The sequence below is a fragment of the Streptomyces sp. NPDC051173 genome, assembly GCF_040689515.1.
Classification (GTDB): domain Bacteria; phylum Actinomycetota; class Actinomycetes; order Streptomycetales; family Streptomycetaceae; genus Streptomyces.
Genome location: NZ_JBFBBD010000026.1, coordinates 44,823 through 63,151 on the forward strand (window position 1 = coordinate 44,823; position 18,329 = coordinate 63,151).

12 protein-coding genes are annotated in these 18,329 nt (G+C 72.6%); 3 read left to right on the forward strand and 9 right to left on the reverse strand.

What is annotated here, in order from left to right; all coding sequences use genetic code 11:
* Positions 1–28 precede the first annotated feature (28 nt).
* Positions 29–940 (reverse strand): SDR family oxidoreductase, encoded by a 912-nt coding sequence (locus tag AB0435_RS16475; RefSeq protein WP_366427285.1) that lies wholly within the window; start codon positions 938–940, stop codon positions 29–31.
* 97 nt (positions 941–1,037) lie between these two features.
* On the opposite strand from AB0435_RS16475, the gene AB0435_RS16480 reads away from it, so the two are divergent.
* Positions 1,038–1,964 (forward strand): cyclase family protein, encoded by a 927-nt coding sequence (locus AB0435_RS16480; RefSeq protein WP_366003893.1) that lies wholly within the window; start codon positions 1,038–1,040, stop codon positions 1,962–1,964.
* A gap of 311 nt (positions 1,965–2,275) precedes the next feature.
* On the opposite strand, the gene AB0435_RS16485 is transcribed toward AB0435_RS16480, so the two are convergent.
* The 4 genes from AB0435_RS16485 to AB0435_RS16500 all read right to left on the reverse strand — a co-directional run bounded on the left by AB0435_RS16485 (position 2,276) and on the right by AB0435_RS16500 (position 6,656).
* Positions 2,276–2,752 carry an ATP-binding protein gene (locus AB0435_RS16485; RefSeq protein ID WP_366003892.1) on the reverse strand — a complete coding sequence of 159 codons (477 nt, stop codon included), beginning with the start codon at positions 2,750–2,752 and terminating at the stop codon, positions 2,276–2,278.
* A gap of 413 nt (positions 2,753–3,165) precedes the next feature.
* Positions 3,166–4,266 carry an acyl-CoA dehydrogenase family protein gene (locus tag AB0435_RS16490; protein ID WP_366003891.1) on the reverse strand — a complete coding sequence of 367 codons (1,101 nt, stop codon included), beginning with the start codon at positions 4,264–4,266 and terminating at the stop codon, positions 3,166–3,168.
* A gap of 2 nt (positions 4,267–4,268) precedes the next feature.
* The gene (locus AB0435_RS16495; RefSeq protein ID WP_366003890.1) at positions 4,269–5,438 is read right to left on the reverse strand and encodes an acyl-CoA dehydrogenase family protein; all 1,170 of its coding nucleotides are present in this window, start codon (positions 5,436–5,438) and stop codon (positions 4,269–4,271) included.
* 6 nt (positions 5,439–5,444) lie between these two features.
* A complete protein-coding gene (locus tag AB0435_RS16500) occupies positions 5,445–6,656 on the reverse strand; it encodes an amidohydrolase family protein (protein WP_366427286.1) in 1,212 nt (403 codons plus the stop codon).
* A gap of 129 nt (positions 6,657–6,785) precedes the next feature.
* Here AB0435_RS16500 and AB0435_RS16505 point away from each other — a divergent pair, with 129 nt between their 5' ends.
* The gene (locus AB0435_RS16505) at positions 6,786–8,360 is read left to right on the forward strand and encodes an AMP-binding protein (RefSeq protein ID WP_366427287.1); all 1,575 of its coding nucleotides are present in this window, start codon (positions 6,786–6,788) and stop codon (positions 8,358–8,360) included.
* A gap of 1 nt (position 8,361) precedes the next feature.
* On the opposite strand, the gene AB0435_RS16510 is transcribed toward AB0435_RS16505, so the two are convergent.
* The 3 genes from AB0435_RS16510 to AB0435_RS16520 all read right to left on the reverse strand — a co-directional run bounded on the left by AB0435_RS16510 (position 8,362) and on the right by AB0435_RS16520 (position 15,328).
* Positions 8,362–11,043: a protein kinase gene (locus AB0435_RS16510; protein WP_366427288.1), complete on the reverse strand. Its 2,682-nt coding sequence runs from the start codon at positions 11,041–11,043 to the stop codon at positions 8,362–8,364.
* Between the two features lie 256 nt (positions 11,044–11,299).
* Entirely contained in the window at positions 11,300–13,153 is a 1,854-nt protein-coding gene (locus AB0435_RS16515; RefSeq protein WP_366427289.1) for a protein kinase, read from the reverse strand.
* Between the two features lie 468 nt (positions 13,154–13,621).
* Complete coding sequence (locus AB0435_RS16520; RefSeq protein ID WP_366006890.1) at positions 13,622–15,328, reverse strand: glycerol-3-phosphate dehydrogenase/oxidase; 1,707 nt, start codon at positions 15,326–15,328, stop codon at positions 13,622–13,624.
* Between the two features lie 299 nt (positions 15,329–15,627).
* Between AB0435_RS16520 and AB0435_RS16525 the strand changes: the two genes are divergently transcribed.
* A complete protein-coding gene (locus AB0435_RS16525; protein ID WP_366006892.1) occupies positions 15,628–16,899 on the forward strand; it encodes a nucleotide sugar dehydrogenase in 1,272 nt (423 codons plus the stop codon).
* Between the two features lie 84 nt (positions 16,900–16,983).
* Here AB0435_RS16525 and AB0435_RS16530 read toward each other — a convergent pair whose 3' ends face one another.
* Complete coding sequence (locus tag AB0435_RS16530; protein ID WP_366006893.1) at positions 16,984–18,138, reverse strand: rod shape-determining protein; 1,155 nt, start codon at positions 18,136–18,138, stop codon at positions 16,984–16,986.
* Between the last annotated feature and the right edge of the window lie 191 nt (positions 18,139–18,329).

Here is an 18,329-nt window from a genome sequence, read left to right on the forward strand (position 1 = left end):
GACCGGGGCAGGTACCCCGCGCACGCGGTCAGGCGTTGGGCCGCTCATGGGCGGCAGCGGCCTTGGCCATCGCTTCCAGCCTCGCGAGCAGCGGCATCGGGTCGGTGCCGACGGTGCCGGGGAGGTGGTCCGCGATCTTCCGCGGGGTCCAGGCGCCGTCGGCGTACGCGGCGCGCAGTTCGCGCGGCTGGGCCCAGACCGCGATCTTGGGACCGGCCACGGTGTAGACCTGCCCGGTGATGCCGTGTTCGCGCGCCTGATCGCCGAGGAGGTAGACCACCATGGCGGCGACGTCCTCGGGTTCGCCGATCTCGGTCAGTTCCATCGGCACCCCGGCTGACATCCGTGTACGGGCCACGGGGGCCACGCAGTTGGCGGTGACGCCGTATTTGTGCAGCCCCAGGGCGGCGCTGCGGACGAGCGAGATGATGCCGCCCTTGGCGGCGGAGTAGTTGGCCTGGGCCACGCTGCCCTGGTGGTTGCCGCTGGTGAAGCCGACGAGCGCGCCGTGCCCCTGCCGGCGCATGAGCGCGGAGGCGACGCGGAAGACGGTGAAGGTCCCCTTGAGGTGGGTGGCGATGACCTGGTCCCACTCCTCCTCGCTCATGTTGAAGAGCATCCGTTCCCGGAGGATGCCCGCGGCGCACACGGCTCCGTCGAGCCGGCCGTACCGGGTCACCGCGGTATCGACGACCCTCTGACCGCCCGCCATGGTCGACACGTCGTCCGCGAGCGCTGTCGCCCGGCCGCCCGCCGCTTCGATCTCCTTGACCACGGCGGCGGCGACATCGCTGGCCGGTTCGGCGCCGTCGACGGACACGCCGTAGTCGTTGACGACGACGCTCGCCCCTTCGGCCGCGCAGGCCAGGGCGACCGCACGCCCGATGCCACGGCCGGCGCCGGTGACGGCGATCACCTTGCCGGTCAGGAAGTCACCCATGCGGCACCCCTTCCGCGTTTCTGACGGTCCGTTAGATTTTTGAGCAGGGCGGGCCCGGACACAAGACCCGGCGGGGCCCGGATCCGGGGAGGGACGCATGTCTTTGCCGGCGGAGTTCTACGACATGGCCAAACGCGTCAACAACTGGGGCCGTTGGGGCAAGGAGGACGAGATCGGGACCCTCAACCTGATCACGAACGAGGTCGTCCGCGCCGCCGTCTCGACGGTGCGCACGGGCCGCCGCGTCCCGCTGGCCGTGCCGCTGCGGCAGGAGGGGATCCAGACCGGGCTGATCCCCGGCAGGGTCAACCCCCTGCACACGATGGTCTCGATCAATGTGGAATTGTTCGGCCCGGGCGCCGTCGCCAGCAGCGACGACGCCGTGACCATGGGCCTTCAGGCGGGGACGCACTGGGACGGGCTCGCTCACATCTCGCACGGTGGCAAGATCTACAACGGCCGTCCGGCGAGCTCGATCACCGCCCACGGAGGCGCGGCGTACCACGGCATCGAGAAGGTCCGGCACATCGTTTCGCGCGGGGTCCTGCTCGACGTCGCCCGCGCCCACGGGGTCGAGCGACTCGCCACCGGATACGCCGTCGGCCCGGAGGACCTGGACGCCGCAGAGGAGCTCGCGGGGGTCACGGTGCGAGCGGGGGACGTCGTGCTGGTGCGGACGGGGCAGATCCAGGTGTATCTGGCGGGCGCCCGGCAGGCGTACGGCCATCCGTCGCCCGGACTGTCGTTCCGCACACCCGAGTGGTTCCACGCCCGGGATGTCGCGGCGGTCGCCAACGACACCCTGACCTTCGAGATCGTCCCGCCGGAGGTGACCGGGCTGTGGCTTCCGGTGCACGCGCTCGACCTCGTCGAGATGGGGATGCCACAGGGGCAGAGCTGGAACCTGGAGGAGCTGTCGCGAGCATGCGCGGAAGAGGGGCGCTACGCCTTCCTGCTCACGGCCACGCCGGAGCCCTTCGCGGGCGGGACCGGTTCGCCGGTCGCACCGGTCGCGATCCTCTGACCGCAGGGGGGCGACTCCGCCTCGACCGACTACATTCCCCCGGCTGGAGCAGCCACAGAAGCGACCCCGGGAACTCCCCCTCACCCACGAAGAAGTGGGCGGGCGGCGGCGCGCCGATGCGCACCCCGAGCACGGCACCGCACGCCGCCGCCGGCTCCGGCGCGCAAGCCCTGTCCGCGCCGGACCGCGACCCGTACTCGCCAAGCAGCCCAGTACGAACGGGCCCCTCGACGTCCCCTCGCAACGAATCGCTGCGTCCAAGGGTGATCACGTGGACACTTCACGTCAACACCTGGTCTGGACTTTGTCGACTAAGCCCGATTTGTGACGGCGCGTGGCGACTCGAAAGCGCCGACCCAGGGGGCCCGCCCCCGGTCGACCTCGCACCAGATGCGCTTGCCCGCTCCCTCGGGCTGCCAGCCCCAGCGGTCGGCGAGACCGTCCACCAGCTCCAGGCCCCGGCCGCCGGTGTCGTCGCCCTCGGCACGTCGCGGGCGGGGAGGGCGGGCGCTGATGTCGGCGACCTCCACGCGGACGGTGCCCGCGCAGAGCCCGGCCTGGCCGGAGACATCGGCGGCGTCCGGGAAGAGCATGCGCAGCACGGCCGGACAGCCGGTGTGCACCACGGCGTTGGTGACGAGCTCCGAGATGAGCAGGATCAGCGTCTCCGCCAGGGGCTCATCGACGCCTATGCCGGAGCCGGCCAGTCGCGACCTCGCCCACCTGCGGGCCCGTCCCACCTCCGCGGGATCGGCCCGGACCTCCATCTGCATCTGAAGCACCTGCACCGCTCACACCATCCGAACCGGCGGACACAACGCCTCGCGTCTCCATGGGGTCACGGAACGTGATCCCGCTCCGAGACAGCATGGTTGACGCACAGTCACCCCAACAAGCGCTTCGGGCATATTCCGGCGCAAAGGAGTATGCGTACTGCACACTGTGCGACGCGCACTGCGGAGACTCGAACATCGGAGAGCCAGAGGCCCCGGTCCGAGACGAGCGTCGGACATTTTCCCGCCCGGCGTTGCCGCGTGGACAACACCCGACTTGTTGCGCCCCTGAACCACTCGCATCCAAGGGAGAGTACCCGAGGGCGGGGCCGACTCCACCCAGTGACGAGTAACGCATAGGACACAGCCTGATATCGACGTTCTGTGATCAGTTAGGTATGACATGACCGGCATTTCACCCATGCCGATTAAGCCTGGACATTTTCCTCGCCCAGGGTGTCCCACCAAACATCTGGCGCATTTTCTCCGGCGGCGTCCATCAACAGTTCATTCGCAAGGAATTCCTCCGATTCTTCGGTCGACTGCCACTGAAAGGCCCTTACCCAGGCGCGTTTGAGATGCAGATGAATGCCGGCTTCCCAGGTGAAGCCCAGGCCACCGTGCACTTGCAGACAGTCACGGGCGTTGCGGATAGCAGCACTGTCCGCAAGCAGCTTCGCGCCCGCGGTCTCGGCGGGGTCCTCGGTCAATGACGCGGCGTAGACGGCCGCGCGAGCGAGGTCGGTGCGTACGAGCATCTGGGCACACAGGTGTTGCACAGCCTGGAAGGAGCCGACCGGGCGCCCGAACTGGGTGCGGTGGCGCGCGTGGGAGACGGCGAGCGCGATGGTGGCGCGGGCGCTGCCGAGTTGCTGCGCGGCGGTCAGCAGAGCCGCCTCACGGCGCAGCCCGGCGGCACCGGCCGCGGCGCCAAGCGCGCCCGTGCGTGCGGGAGATGGCAGGTCCCGTACGCGGTGCAGGGGTGTGAGCGGATCGACGGAGCGGAAGGGGGCCGCCGCCAGGGCGCTCGGGCCCGTACCGGCGGCCACGGGCAGCAGCCGGGCGGTGTCGCCGGTGAGCAGCAGTACGGCGTCGGCGGACGCGAGGTGCTCGGTGACGCCGGGGCCGTCCAGGGCGGTGACGATCCGGGTGCCTTCGGCCGCGCCGGGCACCAGGCCGGCGGCCAGTTGGGTGGCGGCCAGCGGGCCGGGCAGCAGGGCTCGTCCCGCTTCCTCGAAGAGGAGTACGGCTTCCGGCAGTCCGAGGCCCGCCCCGCCGTCCTCCTCCGGCAGCCGCAGCGCGAAGAAGCCGGCGTCGCCGAGCGCCGCCCACAGCCGCCGGTCCACGGAGGGTTCCGCTGCCTCATGAGCCCCCGGGGCCCCGCCGTCCTCCTGGGCCTCCAGCACCCCGTTCAGGACGTATGGGGCGTCCACCGCGGCCCGCAGCTTCTCGCGCGGATACCGGGCCGCCAAGAGCGCGCGCATTCCCGCCTGGAGGGCGCGCTGGTCGTCGGTCAGCCGGAAGTCCATGGTCACCGCGCCTTGGGCAGGCCGAGGACGCGCTCGGCGACGATGTTCCGCTGGATCTGGGAGGTGCCCGCGGCGATCGTGTAGGAGAGCGAGGAGAGCCGGTCCACCGTCCACGCCTGACCGGTGTCCAGGGACTCCGGGCCCAGGACGGCGGCCGCGGCCTCGTAGAGCTCCTGGCGCGCTTCGGAGTAGCGCAGCTTGAAGACCGAGCCGGTCTCGCCCGGCACGCCGCTGCCGCCGGTGCGTGCCGCGTGGTCCGCCTCGCTCACGTTCCACTGGATGAGCCGCCACAGCGCCGCGAACTCGGCGTTGAGCCGCCCCAGGCGGCGGCGGAGCACGGCGTCGTCCCAGCGGCCGTTCGCGCGGGCCGTGCGGGCGATCCGGGTGAGAGTGCGGCGGCAGGCGACGACCTCGCCCGCGAAGGCCGTGCCGCGTTCGAAGGCGAGGGTGACCATGGTGACGCGCCAGCCGTCGTTCTCCGCGCCGACCCGGTTGGCGACCGGCACCCGCACCCGGTCGAGGAAGACCTCGGCGAACTCGTCGGACCCGGCGAGGGTCCGCAGGGGCCGCACGGTCACGCCGGGCGCGTCCATCGGCAGGGCGAGCCAGGTGATGCCCCGGTGCCGGGGGGCCGAAGGGTCGGTACGGACGAGCAGTTCGCACCAGTCGGCGACCTCGGCGTGCGAGGTCCAGATCTTGCTGCCGGTGACGACGTAGGAGTCACCGTCGCGGACGGCGCGGGTGCGCAGGGCAGCGAGGTCGGATCCCGCCTCGGGCTCCGAGAAGCCCTGGCACCAGATCTCGTCGCCCCGCAGGATCGGTGGGAGCCACCGGGCCCGCTGTGCGGCGTCGCCCTCCGCGGCGATGGTGGGCCCCGCGTGCAGCAGGCCGACGAAGTTGGCGCCCACATAGGGCGCGCCGGCTCGTTCCGTCTCCTCCAGGAAGATCAGGTGCTGCGCGGGGGTGGCGCCGCGGCCACCGGCCTCGGCGGGCCAGTGCAGTCCCGCGTATCCGGCGTCGTACAGGGCCCGTTGCCAGGTGCAGTCGTGGGCGCGCCGCGCGGGCCAGTCGGTGGCGGGCGGCCGCGGCGGCAGCTTCGGCAGCGTCTCGCGCAGCCATGCGCGCAGCCGGTGCCGGAAGGCTTCCTCCTCCGCCGTGGAGCCGATGTCCACGGCACCTCACCTGCCCGGCCGGTCGAGGCCGAGGCCGAGGCCGAGGCCGAGCATGCGGATGGCGTTGCCGCGCATCAGTTTGTGGACGGTCTCCTCGTCGAGACCGCGGACGTGGTCGAGCGCGACGTCCTTGGTGTGGGGGAAGGTGGAGTCGACATGGGGGTAGTCGGTCTCGAAGGTGGCGTTGTCGCGGCCCACCGCATCGAGTGACGCGATGCCGTGTTTGTCGCGGAAGAAGCAGCAGAAGACCTGCCGGTAGTAGTAGGTGGAGGGCGGTTCGGGGATCAGGTCGCGCACGCCGCCCCAGGCGCGGTGTTCCCGCCAGACGTCGTCGGCGCGCTCCAGGGCGTACGGGATCCAGCCCATCTGCCCCTCGCTGTAGGCGAGTTTGAGGCTGGGGAAGCGCACCAGTACGCCACTGAAGAGGAAGTCGGCCAGCGAGGCCATGGCGTTGTTGAAGGACAGGGTCGCCTGCACCGCGACCGGGGCGTCCGGTGAGGCGGCGGGCATCTGCGACGACGACCCGATGTGCATGTTGACGACGGTGCCCGTCTCCTGGCAGGCGGCGAAGAAGGGGTCCCAGTAGCCGGAGTGGATGCTGGGCAGGCCGAGGTGGGTGGGGATCTCGCTGAAGGTCACCGCGCGCACGCCCCGGGCGGCGTTGCGGTGGATCTCGGCGACGGCGAGGGAGATGTCCCACAGGGGGATGAGGCAGAGCGGGATGAGCCGGCCGCCGCTGTCGCCGCACCACTCCTCGACCATCCAGTCGTTGTAGGCGCGTACGCAGGCGAGCGCGACCTCCTTGTCATGGGCCTCCGCGAAGGTCTGGCCGCAGAACCGGGGGAAGGTCGGGAAGCACAGGGACGCCTCCACGTGGTTGAGGTCCATGTCCTTGAGGCGCTCCGCCGGGTCGAAGCAGCCGGGGCGCATCTCCCCCCGCGTGATGCCCTCCAGGGTCATGTCGTCGCGGTCGAAGCCGACGGCGGCGATGTTGCGCTTGTACGGGAAGGCGAGGCCCTCGTAGACCCACCAGTCGGCGGGCGGGCCGTCGGGGTCCATGGAGACGGTGTACTTGCCGCCGCTGTAGACGAGTTGGCCGATGCCGGTGGTGATCGGGCGGGGGCCGCGGTCGTGGAAGCGGGCGGGGAGCCAGGAGGCGAAGAGGTGGGCCGGTTCGATCACATGGTCGTCGACGCTGACGATGCGGGGCAGTTCCACGGCGGCCCTCCAAGTTTTCTGACGCTCCGTCAGAAATGAGGCTAGCCTCCACTCCATGGACCGACAAGGCGTGGCGCCGCGCGCTTCGCGCCACGCCTGCCGCCGGAACGGCCGACGCTGGGAGCCCCCATGACCGGTACCGATGACGACCTCGCCACCTCCCGCACCCTGTGGGAGCTGCTCGCGCGCCGCGCCGCCCGCACCCCCGGCGCCACCGCGCTCGTCCAGGCCGACGACCCCGGCCCCACGGGCACCGACCGGCGGCTGTCCTTCGGCGCGCTGCGGGAGCGGGCGGAGCGTACGGCGGCCGGGCTGTACGGGCTCGGGGTGCGCCCCGGGGACCGGGTCGCCTGGCAGTTGCCCACGCGCATCGAGACGGTCGTGCTGACCTTCGCCCTGGCCCGCCTGGGTGCCGTGCAGTCGCCCCTCGTCCCCTTCCACCGCGACCGCGAGACCGGTCACGCGCTACGGGCCGTCGAGGCGGCCTTCTTCGCGACTCCTGGCACCTGGCGGGGCCACGACCACACGGCCATGGCCTTCCGGCTGGCGCTCCGGCTGCCCGCACCGCCGCTGGTGTTCACCGCCTACGACACGCTCCCGCAAGGGGACCCGGCGGTCCTCCCGCCACCGCCCGCCGACGGCGACACCGTCCGCTGGGTCTACTGGACGTCCGGCACGACCGCCGACCCCAAGGGTGCCCTGCACACCGACCGCGGCCTGATCGCCGCCGGCGCCTGCCTCGCCCGCGCACTCCGCCCCACCCCGGCGGACATGGGCTCGATGGCCTTCCCCTACGCGCACGTCGCCGGGCCCGACTACACCGTGATGATGCTGCTGTGCGGCTTTCCCGCGCTCCTCCTGGAGCACTTCGCGCTCCCCGCCGCACTGGACGCCTACCGACGCCACGGCGTCACGATCGCGGGCGGCTCCACCGCCTTCTACGCGATGTTCCTCGCCGAGCAGCGCAAGGACCCGGACCGCAGGCTCATCCCCACGCTCCGCCTCATGGCGGGAGGCGGAGCGCCCAAGCCGCCCGCGCTGTACCACGACGTCGTCCGCGAGCTGGGCTGCCGGCTGACGCACGGCTACGGCATGACCGAAGCCCCGATGATCACCATGGGGGACCCGGACGACACCCCGGAGAACCTCGCCGGCACGGAGGGCCGCCCGGCCACGGGGATGGAGATCCGGATCGTCGGCGCCAACGGGCTGCCCGTCCCACCGGGCGTGGACGGGGACGTACGGCTGCGCGGCGAGGCCGTCTGCCGCGGCTATCTCGATCCGGCGCAGACCGCCGAGGCGTTCGACACGGACGGCTTCCTCCGCACCGGCGACCGCGGCCACCTCACGGCCACCGGGCACCTCGTGCTCACCGGACGCGCCAAGGACGTCATCATCCGCAAAGGCGAGAACATCTCCGCCCGCGAGATCGAGCAACTCCTCCAGGAGCACCCGGCCGTCGAGGACGTCGCCGTGATCGGACTCCCCGACCCGGCGCGCGGGGAGCGCGTCTGCGCCGTCGTCCGGCAGGCGGCCGGGACCACACCCCTCACGCTCGACGGCATCGACGCCCACCTGCGGGGCGCGGGCCTGGCGGTGCACAAGCTCCCCGAGCGGCTGGAGCTGGTCGACGAGCTGCCGCGCGACGCCACCCTCGGCAAGGTCCTCAAGCAGCGGCTGCGCGAGCGCTTCGCCGAGGAGTGACTCAGCGGGTCCGATAGGTGGCGGTGGCCTGGTCGAAGTATCCGTCGACCGTGCGCTGTTCGTTCGCCGGGCCGATCACCTGGAGCACGTGATAGCGGCCGCCGAGGATCATCGCGGAGTTGCGCACATAGACCTGCCGGCCGCTGCTGTCGTTCCAGTTGAACGCACCCTCCGCCGACGCCCGCTGCCCGACATCGATACGGCGCAGCCCGGAGGCACCCGCCCAGGAGGACGAGCGGTACGGGTCGAGCTCCGGCTCCTTGTCCTGCTGATAGGCCATGGGGTCGCTGCCGAACTCGGCGACCTTGTCCCGGCCGGGCACGACCAGCAGTTGGCAGTCGCCACCGAAATAAACCACCTGACCCCGGTCGTTCTCACCGCGCCGCTGCCAGTCCTTGGCCACCGCCACGGTGAAGCCCTTGGGGTCCTGCCGCAGCGTGAAGCCCTTGGCGAGCCCCTCGCTCTCGGGGGTCGCGTCGTCCGAACCCGTCGACGCCTGACCCACCTTGCCGGTCGCGGGGGCGCTGGGAACGCCGGAGGACGTGCCCGTGCGCTCCGTCGGCGCCCTCCCCTCGCTCTTGTCGGCGCCCGGCATCAGCAGCATGGCGTACAGCACCACCCCGATCAGCAACAGCAGGATCAGCCCCAGGAGTAACCGGCCGAGGCTGCGCGGGCTGCGCCGTACGCGCTGTTCCTGGAGGTGCCCGGTGGTGTGGGCCCGTTCGCGCGGCTGGAGTTGGTCCTTGGCGCTCTTCTTGTGCCGCCCGTGCGCGAGGGAAGCCGCGTCCACGGCCGTGACCGGACGGCCGCGCCTGCGGCGCACGAGCTCGCCCTTGCGCCGTATGACCGGCAGCCGGTGCTGGTCGGCGGGGACGCCCGGTCCGATCGAGGGCACCGTGACGGTGCGGCTGCCGATGTCGGGCTCGGGCGCCGACCGGATGAGGGACCGCAGCCAGCCGCGCAGCTCCTCGAACTCCGGCCGCTCGGCAGGGTCCTTACGCATGAGCGACTCGACCACGGGCCGCAGCGCGCCGCACTCCTCGGCGTACGCGGGCGGTTCCACACAGACGAGCTGGAGGAGGTCGGCCGTGCTGTTCTCGGGGTACGGCGCGTGGCCCTGCACCACGCGGAAGAGCAGCGCGCCCAGGGCCCACAGGTCGGCCGCTGGCCCGACCGGAGGGGCGAGCTGCCAGCTCTCCTGCACCGGCCACGCCTGCTCGGGCGACCAGCGCTCGGTGACGGCTCCGACCACCACCATCCGCGCCTGCCGCGCCCGTTCGGCGGCGTGCGCGCTCCCCGCAGGACCGTCGCCGCCCCATCCGGCAGGGGCGGCCCCGGGGCCCTCGCCGCCGTCGGCCGGGGAGGCAGGAGAGGCCGGGGAAGCCGGAGAGGGATCCTGCGCGCGGGGCGCGGGAAGGGCAGCCGCGGGCCCCGGGCCGGGGACGCGGGGCGCGCCGGGGCCAGGGCGGGGTGCCGGCGTACGCCCGGCGGGGGCGGGCGCGGGGGCCGTGCCGCTGGCCGCGCTGCCGCCACCCCAGGTGGAGGTCCCGGCCGGGCCGTGCGCGGCGCTCTCCGCAGCCGCACGCGCGGCCGCGGCCCGGGCCCCCGCGCGGTACGCGGCGATGGCTCCGGCCCGCGCCGCCCGCGGGTCGTGGGGCACGTGCCCGGACGCGCCTGCCCCGAGCGGCCGCGCCGGCCCGCCGGGCGGTGTGCCACCCGGCGGTGTGCCGCCCGGCGGGAGGAATCCGCCCGCGGCGCCCTGGTCGCGGTACGCGGGCCCGCCCTGCGTGGGGCCGCCCGGGGCGCCCGGTCTCGGCACCCGGCTGCCGCCGGAGGCGCCGTACACCGGCGGCCCGGCCGGCGTCGCGGAACCGCCCGGGGCACCCTGCGCCGACCGCGGCGGAACACCACCACTACCCGGACGCGGCGAAACCCCACCGCCGTCCTGCGCACCACCCGGCGCACCACCCGGACGCGGCTGAACACCACCACCGCCCAGCACCCCGCCCGGCACCCCACCCGGCCGCGTGGCAGGCAGCGCCCCGGCACCCGCGCCCGCCCCGCCAGCAGCGCCGGCCGGGCCGCCCGGCACCGGGTCGTAGCCGCACAGCGCCTCCTCCGCCGCGCCCGCCGCCAGGCCGGTGAGGATGGCACGGCCGTCGTCGCAGATGAGGACCGTGCGGGTGGTGATGTTGCGGTGGGTCCAGCCGTGGGCGTGCAGGGCGCGCAGGGCGGTGAGGACGTCGGCGGCGACCTCGGCGGCGCGGTGCGGGGAGAGGGCGCGCTCGGCGAGGAGCGCGGCGAGCGGGCGGGCGGAGACGAGCTCGCTGACGATCCACAGGCTGCCCCCCTCCGCGAAGACGTGGAAGACCTGGTCGAGCCTGGGGTGGTCGGGAATCTGCGCGGCGGCGGTGGCGGCCGCGAGCGCGCGGCGGACCGCCGGGTCACCGGAGCCCTGCCGGGCGGTCCCCCCGCGCGCGGAGACGGCGGCTCCGGTGCCGTGCGCCCGCTCGCCGCCGACGACCTCGGCCTCCACGACCTCCGGCAACGGGATCTGCCGGACGAGGACTTCCTGGCCGCTGTAGGTGTCGAAGGCGCGGGTCTCCACGAGGTCGAACACATCGGACGGTGGCAGTGGCAGGCGATAGCGGTCGGCGAGCACCCGTCCCGCGTAATCGTCCACGACGCCTCCCCACGCGCGTGATCCGCACCGTCGCCCGGATGACGGTCGAGACGCCGTCAACACCGGTCATCTTGCTGCCTATTGTGGTTGCGTACCGTCCACGACAACTCACGATACGTGCCCAACCCACCCCTTCGAGGCCGTACGGCTCAGTACGTCGCCGCGTACGCCGTCACGTTCCGCCCCACGGGCCCGTGGAGCGGACCACGCCCCCTCAGGTCACGCGCTCACCGGCGACCGGCGGGCCCCGGGCCCCTCAGTCCTCCGGCGTGAACGTCCTGAAGGCCGTGTCGCGCAGGGAGCGGCATTCCGCGCCGTTCCACCGGCCCTTCTCGCACGTGATCATGATGGCGTAGCCGTGCTCGTCGTCCGCCTTGAACCCGCGGTCGAGGACCTGGACGCGCTTGCCGTCCTGGTCGCGCTCGAAGGTCCAGTCGGCCACGGTGGGGTAGTCGTGGCCGTCCCAGCCGTGGACCTCTTTGATGCCGAGGCCCTTGTAGTTCTTCATGCTGTGCTTCGCGCCGGACTCGGACTCGCGCCACGCCTTGGCGGCGTCCGCCTGCGGTTCGGGCCCGAAGTCGACCTGGAGCCGGGGGAAGCCGCCGTCGGCGCTGTAGACGGCACCGGAGTGGTCGCCCGCCGTGCCGGTCTGCTTCCAGCCCTTGGGCATGTCGATCTCGAACTCGTACGCGTCGTTCTCGACCCGTACGAAGCCGGACCTGGCACCGTGCCCGGCGCCACCCGGAGCCGGCTGGTCCACCGCGCCCGGGAGCTCGCCCGACGCGGAGGCGGACTTGACGGGCTTGCCGTTCTTGGTGCCCTTGTCCCCGCCGCCGTTCCCGTCGCTGCCCACCGCGAAGGCGAGCACCGTGCCCACCACGGCGAGCACGGCCACGACCGCCACGATGACCAGCGTGCGGCGCGGCACGACCTCCATGACCGAGGCCCGCTCCCACGTCACCCGCTGCAGTCCGCCCGTACGGGGCGCACCGTCGTGGGAGACCCGCGCGGTGACGCCGGCGTCACCCGCGACGGCGGGCTTCGCCGCCGACGTCTTCGGCGAACTGCCGGAGGCGGCGGCACCGGCCTTCTTCAGGGACGGCTTCAAGGACGGCTTCAGCGACGGCTTGCCCGAGGGCCGCTCCGTCGCCTTCTCCCCGGACCGCGCGGCGGCGGACCGCGACGCCGACTCCGGGATCGCCGGGATGGCGATCGCCTGCGTCGCGTCCAGCTCGGGCTCCGGCTCCGGCGGCTTCGGCAGCCGCTCGTCCGGGGCGTTGACCGCGCCGTTCAGCAGCGCCCGCGCACCGGCCTCGTCCAGCCGCTTCTCGGGGTCCTTGGCGAGCAGCCCGTACATGACCTCCGCCAGCGGTCCCGCGTTCCGGGGCGGGCCCAGCGGCTCGGTCATCACGGCGGTGAGGGTGGCTATGGCCGAACCCTTGTCGTACGGAGGGGCGCCCTCGACGGCCGCGTACAGCAGGCCGCCCAGGGACCACAGGTCCGCGGGAGGGCCGGGCTTCTGGCCGCGCGCCCGCTCCGGGGATATGTACGAGGGCGCGCCGACCAGCATTCCCGTCGAGGTGACCGACGGGTCGCCCTCGACCTGCGCGATGCCGAAGTCGGTGAGCACCACGCGGCCCTCGTCGGCGATCAGCACGTTGGACGGCTTCACGTCGCGGTGCAGGATGCCCTGGCGGTGCGCGGCGCCGAGCACGTCCAGGACGGCCAGCCCGACCTCCGCGGCGCGCCGCCACTTCAGCGGTCCGTCCTCGCGGATGACGTCGGCGAGCGAGCGGCCCTCGATGAGCTCCATGACGATCCACGGCCGGTCGTCCTCGTGCACCACGTCGTAGACGGTCACGGCGCCCGCGCTGCGGATGCGGGCGATGGCCTTGGCCTCGCGCAGCGTGCGCGTGATCAGGCGGCGCTTCTCGTCCTCGTCGATGTTGGCCGGGAACCGCAGTTCCTTCACCGCGACCGTGCGTCCCAGGGTCTCGTCGGTCGCCCGCCAGACCGTGCCCATGCCGCCGCGCCCGAGGACGTCCCCGAGGCGGTACCGCCCGGCCAGGAGGCGCCCTGCCGTGCCCTGCGTCTGCTCCGCCTCCGACATGCGTCCCCTCTGGCAATCAGCTCTGCGACCAACCCACCCTGGCAGAGCCACCATTGTCTCTCATCCGCGGACCGGTGGAAGGCCAGGGTCCGCGGGCCCCCGGATGATGGCCGCATGCCGACACCCCGCCGCGACCCCGCACCGCGCGTCGACCGTCGCCGCGCGGACCCTTCCTGACCTGCGCCGTCACGGCACGGGTGCTGACGGTGGCACAGCAGTGGGCCACGCGGACCGGTCTTTCCTGAGGGACCTGCTTTCGGCCGGAGCGGTTCCCGGACCGGTCGAGCTGTCACAGGATGCTCATGGGTGCCCTGTTAACGGCGCGTATGTGCGCATCCGCAGGCGACACTCCCTCAGTTATCGCGTCAACAACGACACTCCTGACTCACCCACATGAAGACGATCGGTTCCGCCCGGACCGGCTCCCCCCGCCCCGGCCGCACGCTTCGGACCCGCTGCACGTTCCGTTCAGATCGGCTGCACGTCCGGCGCGCCCAGCCGTGCCGCGTCCGCCGTCAGGTCGTCGGGCTGCAGCTGCGATTCGCGCTCCGCCTCGACCCGCTTCTCGTACCGCTCGATCTCCTTCTCGACCTGCGTGCGGTCCCAGCCCAGCACAGGCGCCATCAGCTCGGCGGCCTCGCGCGCGGAGCGGGTGCCGCGGTCGAAGGTCTCGATGGAGATGCGGGTACGGCGCGTCAGGACGTCGTCCAGGTGGCGCGCGCCCTCGTGCGAGGCGGCATAGACGACCTCCGCCCGGAGGTAGTCGTCGGCCCCGGTGAGCGGGTCGCCCAGGGTCGGGTCGGACGTGACGAGGTCCAGCACCTCGTCCACCATCGAGCCGTAGCGGTTGAGCAGGTGCTCGACGCGCGCCACGTGCAGGCCGGTGCGCCGGGCGAGCTGTGCGCGGCCGTTCCACAGCGCGCGGTAGCCCTCGGCGCCCACCAGCGGCACGTCCTCCGTGACGCACTCGGCCACCCTCTGCGTGAGCCCGTGCACCGCCTCGTCCACGGCGTCCTTGGCCATCACGCGGTAGGTCGTGTACTTCCCGCCCGCGACGACCACCAGCCCCGGCACCGGGTGCGCCACGGTGTGCTCGCGGGAGAGCTTGCTGGTCGCGTCCGACTCCCCCGCCAGCAACGGGCGCAGCCCGGCGTAGACGCCCTGCACGTCGTCGCGGGTGAGCGGCGTCGCGAGCACGGAGTTGACGTGTTCCAGCAGATAGTCGATGTCGGCGCTGGAGGCCGCCGGGTGCGCCTTGTCCAGGTCCCAGTCGGTGTCGGTCGTGCCGATGATCCAGTGCCGGCCCCAGGGGATCACGAAGAGCACGCTCTTCTCCGTACGCAGGATCAGGCCCGTGCTGGAGTGGATGCGGTCCTTCGGCACGACCAGGTGGATGCCCTTGGACGCCCGTACGTGGAACTGGCCGCGCTCGGCGATCAGCTTCTGGGTGTCGTCGGTCCACACGCCCGTGGCGTTGACGATCTGCCGGGCGCGGATCTCGAACTCGCCGCCCTGCTCCAGGTCGTGCACCCGGGCGCCGACGACCCGCTCGCCCTCGCGCAGGAATCCCACCACGCGCGCCCGGTTGGCCACGTCGGCGCCGTAGGCCGCCGCCGTGCGCACGAGGGTGGCGACGTAGCGGGCGTCGTCCATCTGGGCGTCGTAATACTGCAGCGCGCCGATCAGGGCGTCCTTCCGCAGGCACGGCGCGACCCGCAGCGCGCGCTTGCGGGTGAGATGACGGTGGGTGGGCAGGCCACGGCCGTGGCCCGAGGAGACCGACATGGCGTCGTAGAGCGCCACGCCCGAACCCGCGTAGAAGCGCTCCCAGCCGCGGTGCTGGAGGGGGTAGAGGAAGGGGACGGGCTTGACCAGGTGCGGAGCGAGGCGCTGCAGCAGGAGCCCGCGCTCCTTGAGCGCCTCGCGTACGAGGGCGAAGTCGAGCATCTCCAGATAGCGCAGCCCTCCGTGGATGAGCTTGCTGGAACGGCTGGAGGTGCCCGCCGCCCAGTCGCGCGCCTCGACGAGTCCGGTCGACAGGCCGCGGGTCGCCGCGTCCAGCGCGGTGCCCGCGCCGACGACTCCGGCGCCGACCACCAGGATGTCCAGTTCCCGCTCCGCCATCCGGGCGAGCGCCTCGCCGCGCTCGACCGGCCCGAGTGTCGCTGTCCTCACCGCTGCCTCCCGCTCGACCGCTGTCACTGCCGTTCACTGAGCCGCGCTTCCGTCCGGGTCGCGGCCGCCCACCGAGCCTCTGATCCGCCTTGTGCCACTGCCGTCCGGAGGGCCCGCCGTGGGAGCAGGCACCCGCTCTCCTTCGATGCTGCCTCAGATCGCCCGCTTCGGCCGGGCCGGAAGCACGCGGGCACGAACCACGACGCCGCAATCCCTCATAACAGTCATATATCCGCTTAACCTGATGTATACCCTCCAGGTCGTCAAGGGACCGGCCCTCCGGGAAGGACCCCCTCGCCATGCCCGCAGATCTCGCCGTCATCGGTCTGGGCCCCCTCGGCCTCCCTCTCGTCCGGGCGGCCACCGCCGCCGGCATCGCCACCATCGGCTACGACCCCGACCCGTACACGGTCGCCGAGCTCCGCGCCGGGCGGCTGCCCTCGGAGGGCGTCGACGGCACCCTCACCGCCGCCGACGTCCGCCGCATGCTCGCCACCGGCTTCCGGCCGACGACCGCGGACGCCGAGCTGGGCAGGGTCCGCACGGCCGTGATCTGCGCCCCCACCCGGCTGGGCGAGGACCGGGCGCTGGACCTGACGCCCGTCGGGGACGCGGCCCGTACGCTCGCGGCGCGACTGCGCCCGCACACCACGGTGCTCCTGGAGTCGGCCGTCTACCCAGGAGCCACAGAGGAATACCTGCTTCCCCTGCTGGAGGCCGGCTCCGGGCTGTGCGCCGGGCGCGACTTCCACCTGGCGTACTCCCCCAGCCGCGCCGACCCCGGCAACCGCCGCCACGGCTACACCACCACCCCCAAGGTGCTGGGCGGGCTCACACCCGCCTGCACGGAGGCCGCCGCCACCTTCTACGGGCGGATCTGCGAGAAGATCGTCCGCGCGCGCGGACCGCGCGAGGCGGAGACGGTGCGGGTACTGGAGACCAACTACCGGCACGTCAACATCGCGCTCGCGAACGAGATGGCGGTCTTCTGCCACGACATCGGCGTCGACATGTGGGACGTCGTGCGCTGCGCGGAGACCAAGCCCTTCGGCTTCCAGGCGTTCCGCCCGGGGCCCGGCGTGGGCGGCCACGGCGTGCCCGTCGACCCCAACTACCTCTCCTACAAAGGCCGCAGCCTCGGCTATCCGCTGCGCATGGTCGAACTCGCGCAGGAGGTCAACGGGCGGATGCCGCGCTACGTCATCCAGCGCTGCGCCACGCTCCTCAACGAACACGGCAAGTCCGCGCGCGGCGCGCGCGTCCTGCTGCTCGGCGTCAGCTACAAGGCGGACATCGCCGACCAGGAGGGCTCGCCCGCCCGCGAGATCGGCTCCCGGCTGATCGAACTGGGCGCCCAGCTCAGCTATCACGACCCGTACGTCGCACAGTGGCGCGTGCTCGGGCAGCCCGTGCCGCGCGCGGACTGCCTCTACGAGGCCGCGTCGGAGGCGGACCTGACGGTACTCCTCCAGCACCACCGCACCTACGACCTCCAGGGGCTGGCGGTGAAGGCACAACTGCTGCTGGACACACGGGGGGCGACGCCTGCGGGGGCCGCGCACCGTCTGTGAGGGCTCAGGCAGGGCGCCCCCGCCGCAGGCGGCAACGGCGCCACACCCGGCGATGAGCCGCCGCGGCGAAGCGCGGCGGACTCGTTACAGCCGGCCCGTGCCCAGCAGCCGGTTCGGCTGCGCGTCCAGGACCGTCTTCAGCGACGCGAAGTCCTCCACGCAGCGCCCCGTACCCACCGCGACGCAGTCCAGCGGCTCGTCGGCGACGATGACCGGGATGTCGAGCTCCTTGCTCAGCCGCACGTCCAGGCCGCGCAGCAGCGCGCCGCCGCCGGTGAGGACGATGCCACGGTCCATGATGTCGCCCGCGAGCTCCGGCGGCGTCTCGTCCAGGGTCTGGCGGACGGCCATGACGATGGCGTCCACCGGCTCGGCCAGCGCGTGCCGGATCTCGTCGGCCGTCAGCTCCAGCGTCTTCGGCAGACCGCTGACCTGGTCGCGACCGCGAATGGTGAAGCGGTCCGGCGGCAGCAGACCCTGCGTCTCCTCGGGGTCGCCGCCCACGTCCTCCAGGCCGTCGTTCTTCTCCAGCTGCTTGGCGAGCGCGGTGAGCCCGGCGGCGGTCCAGGAGCCCGTGGGCGAGGCCGAGCCGATGCTCATCTTGATTTCCTCGGCGGTGCGTTCACCGATCGCGAGGGCGAACTGCTTCTTCACGTACGAGGTGATCGCCACGTCCATCGCGTCACCGGCGGTGCGCACGGAGCGGGCCGTGACGATGCCGCCCAGCGAGATCACCGCGACCTCGGTGGTGCCGCCGCCGATGTCGACGACCATGCAGCCGGTCGGCTCGCTGACCGGCAGCCCCGCGCCGATCGCCGCCGCCATCGGCTCCTCCACCAGGTGCACCTGACGGGCGCCGGCCCGGGACGCGGCCTCGATGACCGCGCGCCGCTCGACACCGGTGATGCCGGACGGCACACACACCACGACGCGCGGGCGGGTGAAACGGCGGTTGCCCAGCACCTTCTTGATGAAGTGCCGCATCATCCGCTCGGCTATCTCGAAGTCGGCTATGACGCCGTCGCGCAGCGGGCGGACCGCGACGATGTTCGAGGGGGTGCGGCCGATCGTCTCCTTGGCCTCCGTACCGACCGACAGCACGCTGCCGTCCGCGGCGTTGACGGCGACAACTGATGGTTCGTTGAGCACAACCCCCTTACCCCGCACGTACACCAGCGTGTTCGCCGTGCCGAGGTCGATCCCCATGTCCCTGCCGCTGAACGACTTGCTTTGCGCCATAAGGTGCCATTATTCCTTAGAGTCGAACTTTTATACGGAGTTCACAGCGGGCCGCTCGCTGTCGGTGACAGCGGTGACCGCACTGTCGCGGCGCCCGCTCCCTCTTGCTCCTTCTCTCCCGCAAGAGGTCACACACCACATGAGTCGGCTCCGGCATCAGCGGTTCCCGCGAACGGCCCGCCGCCGGGAAA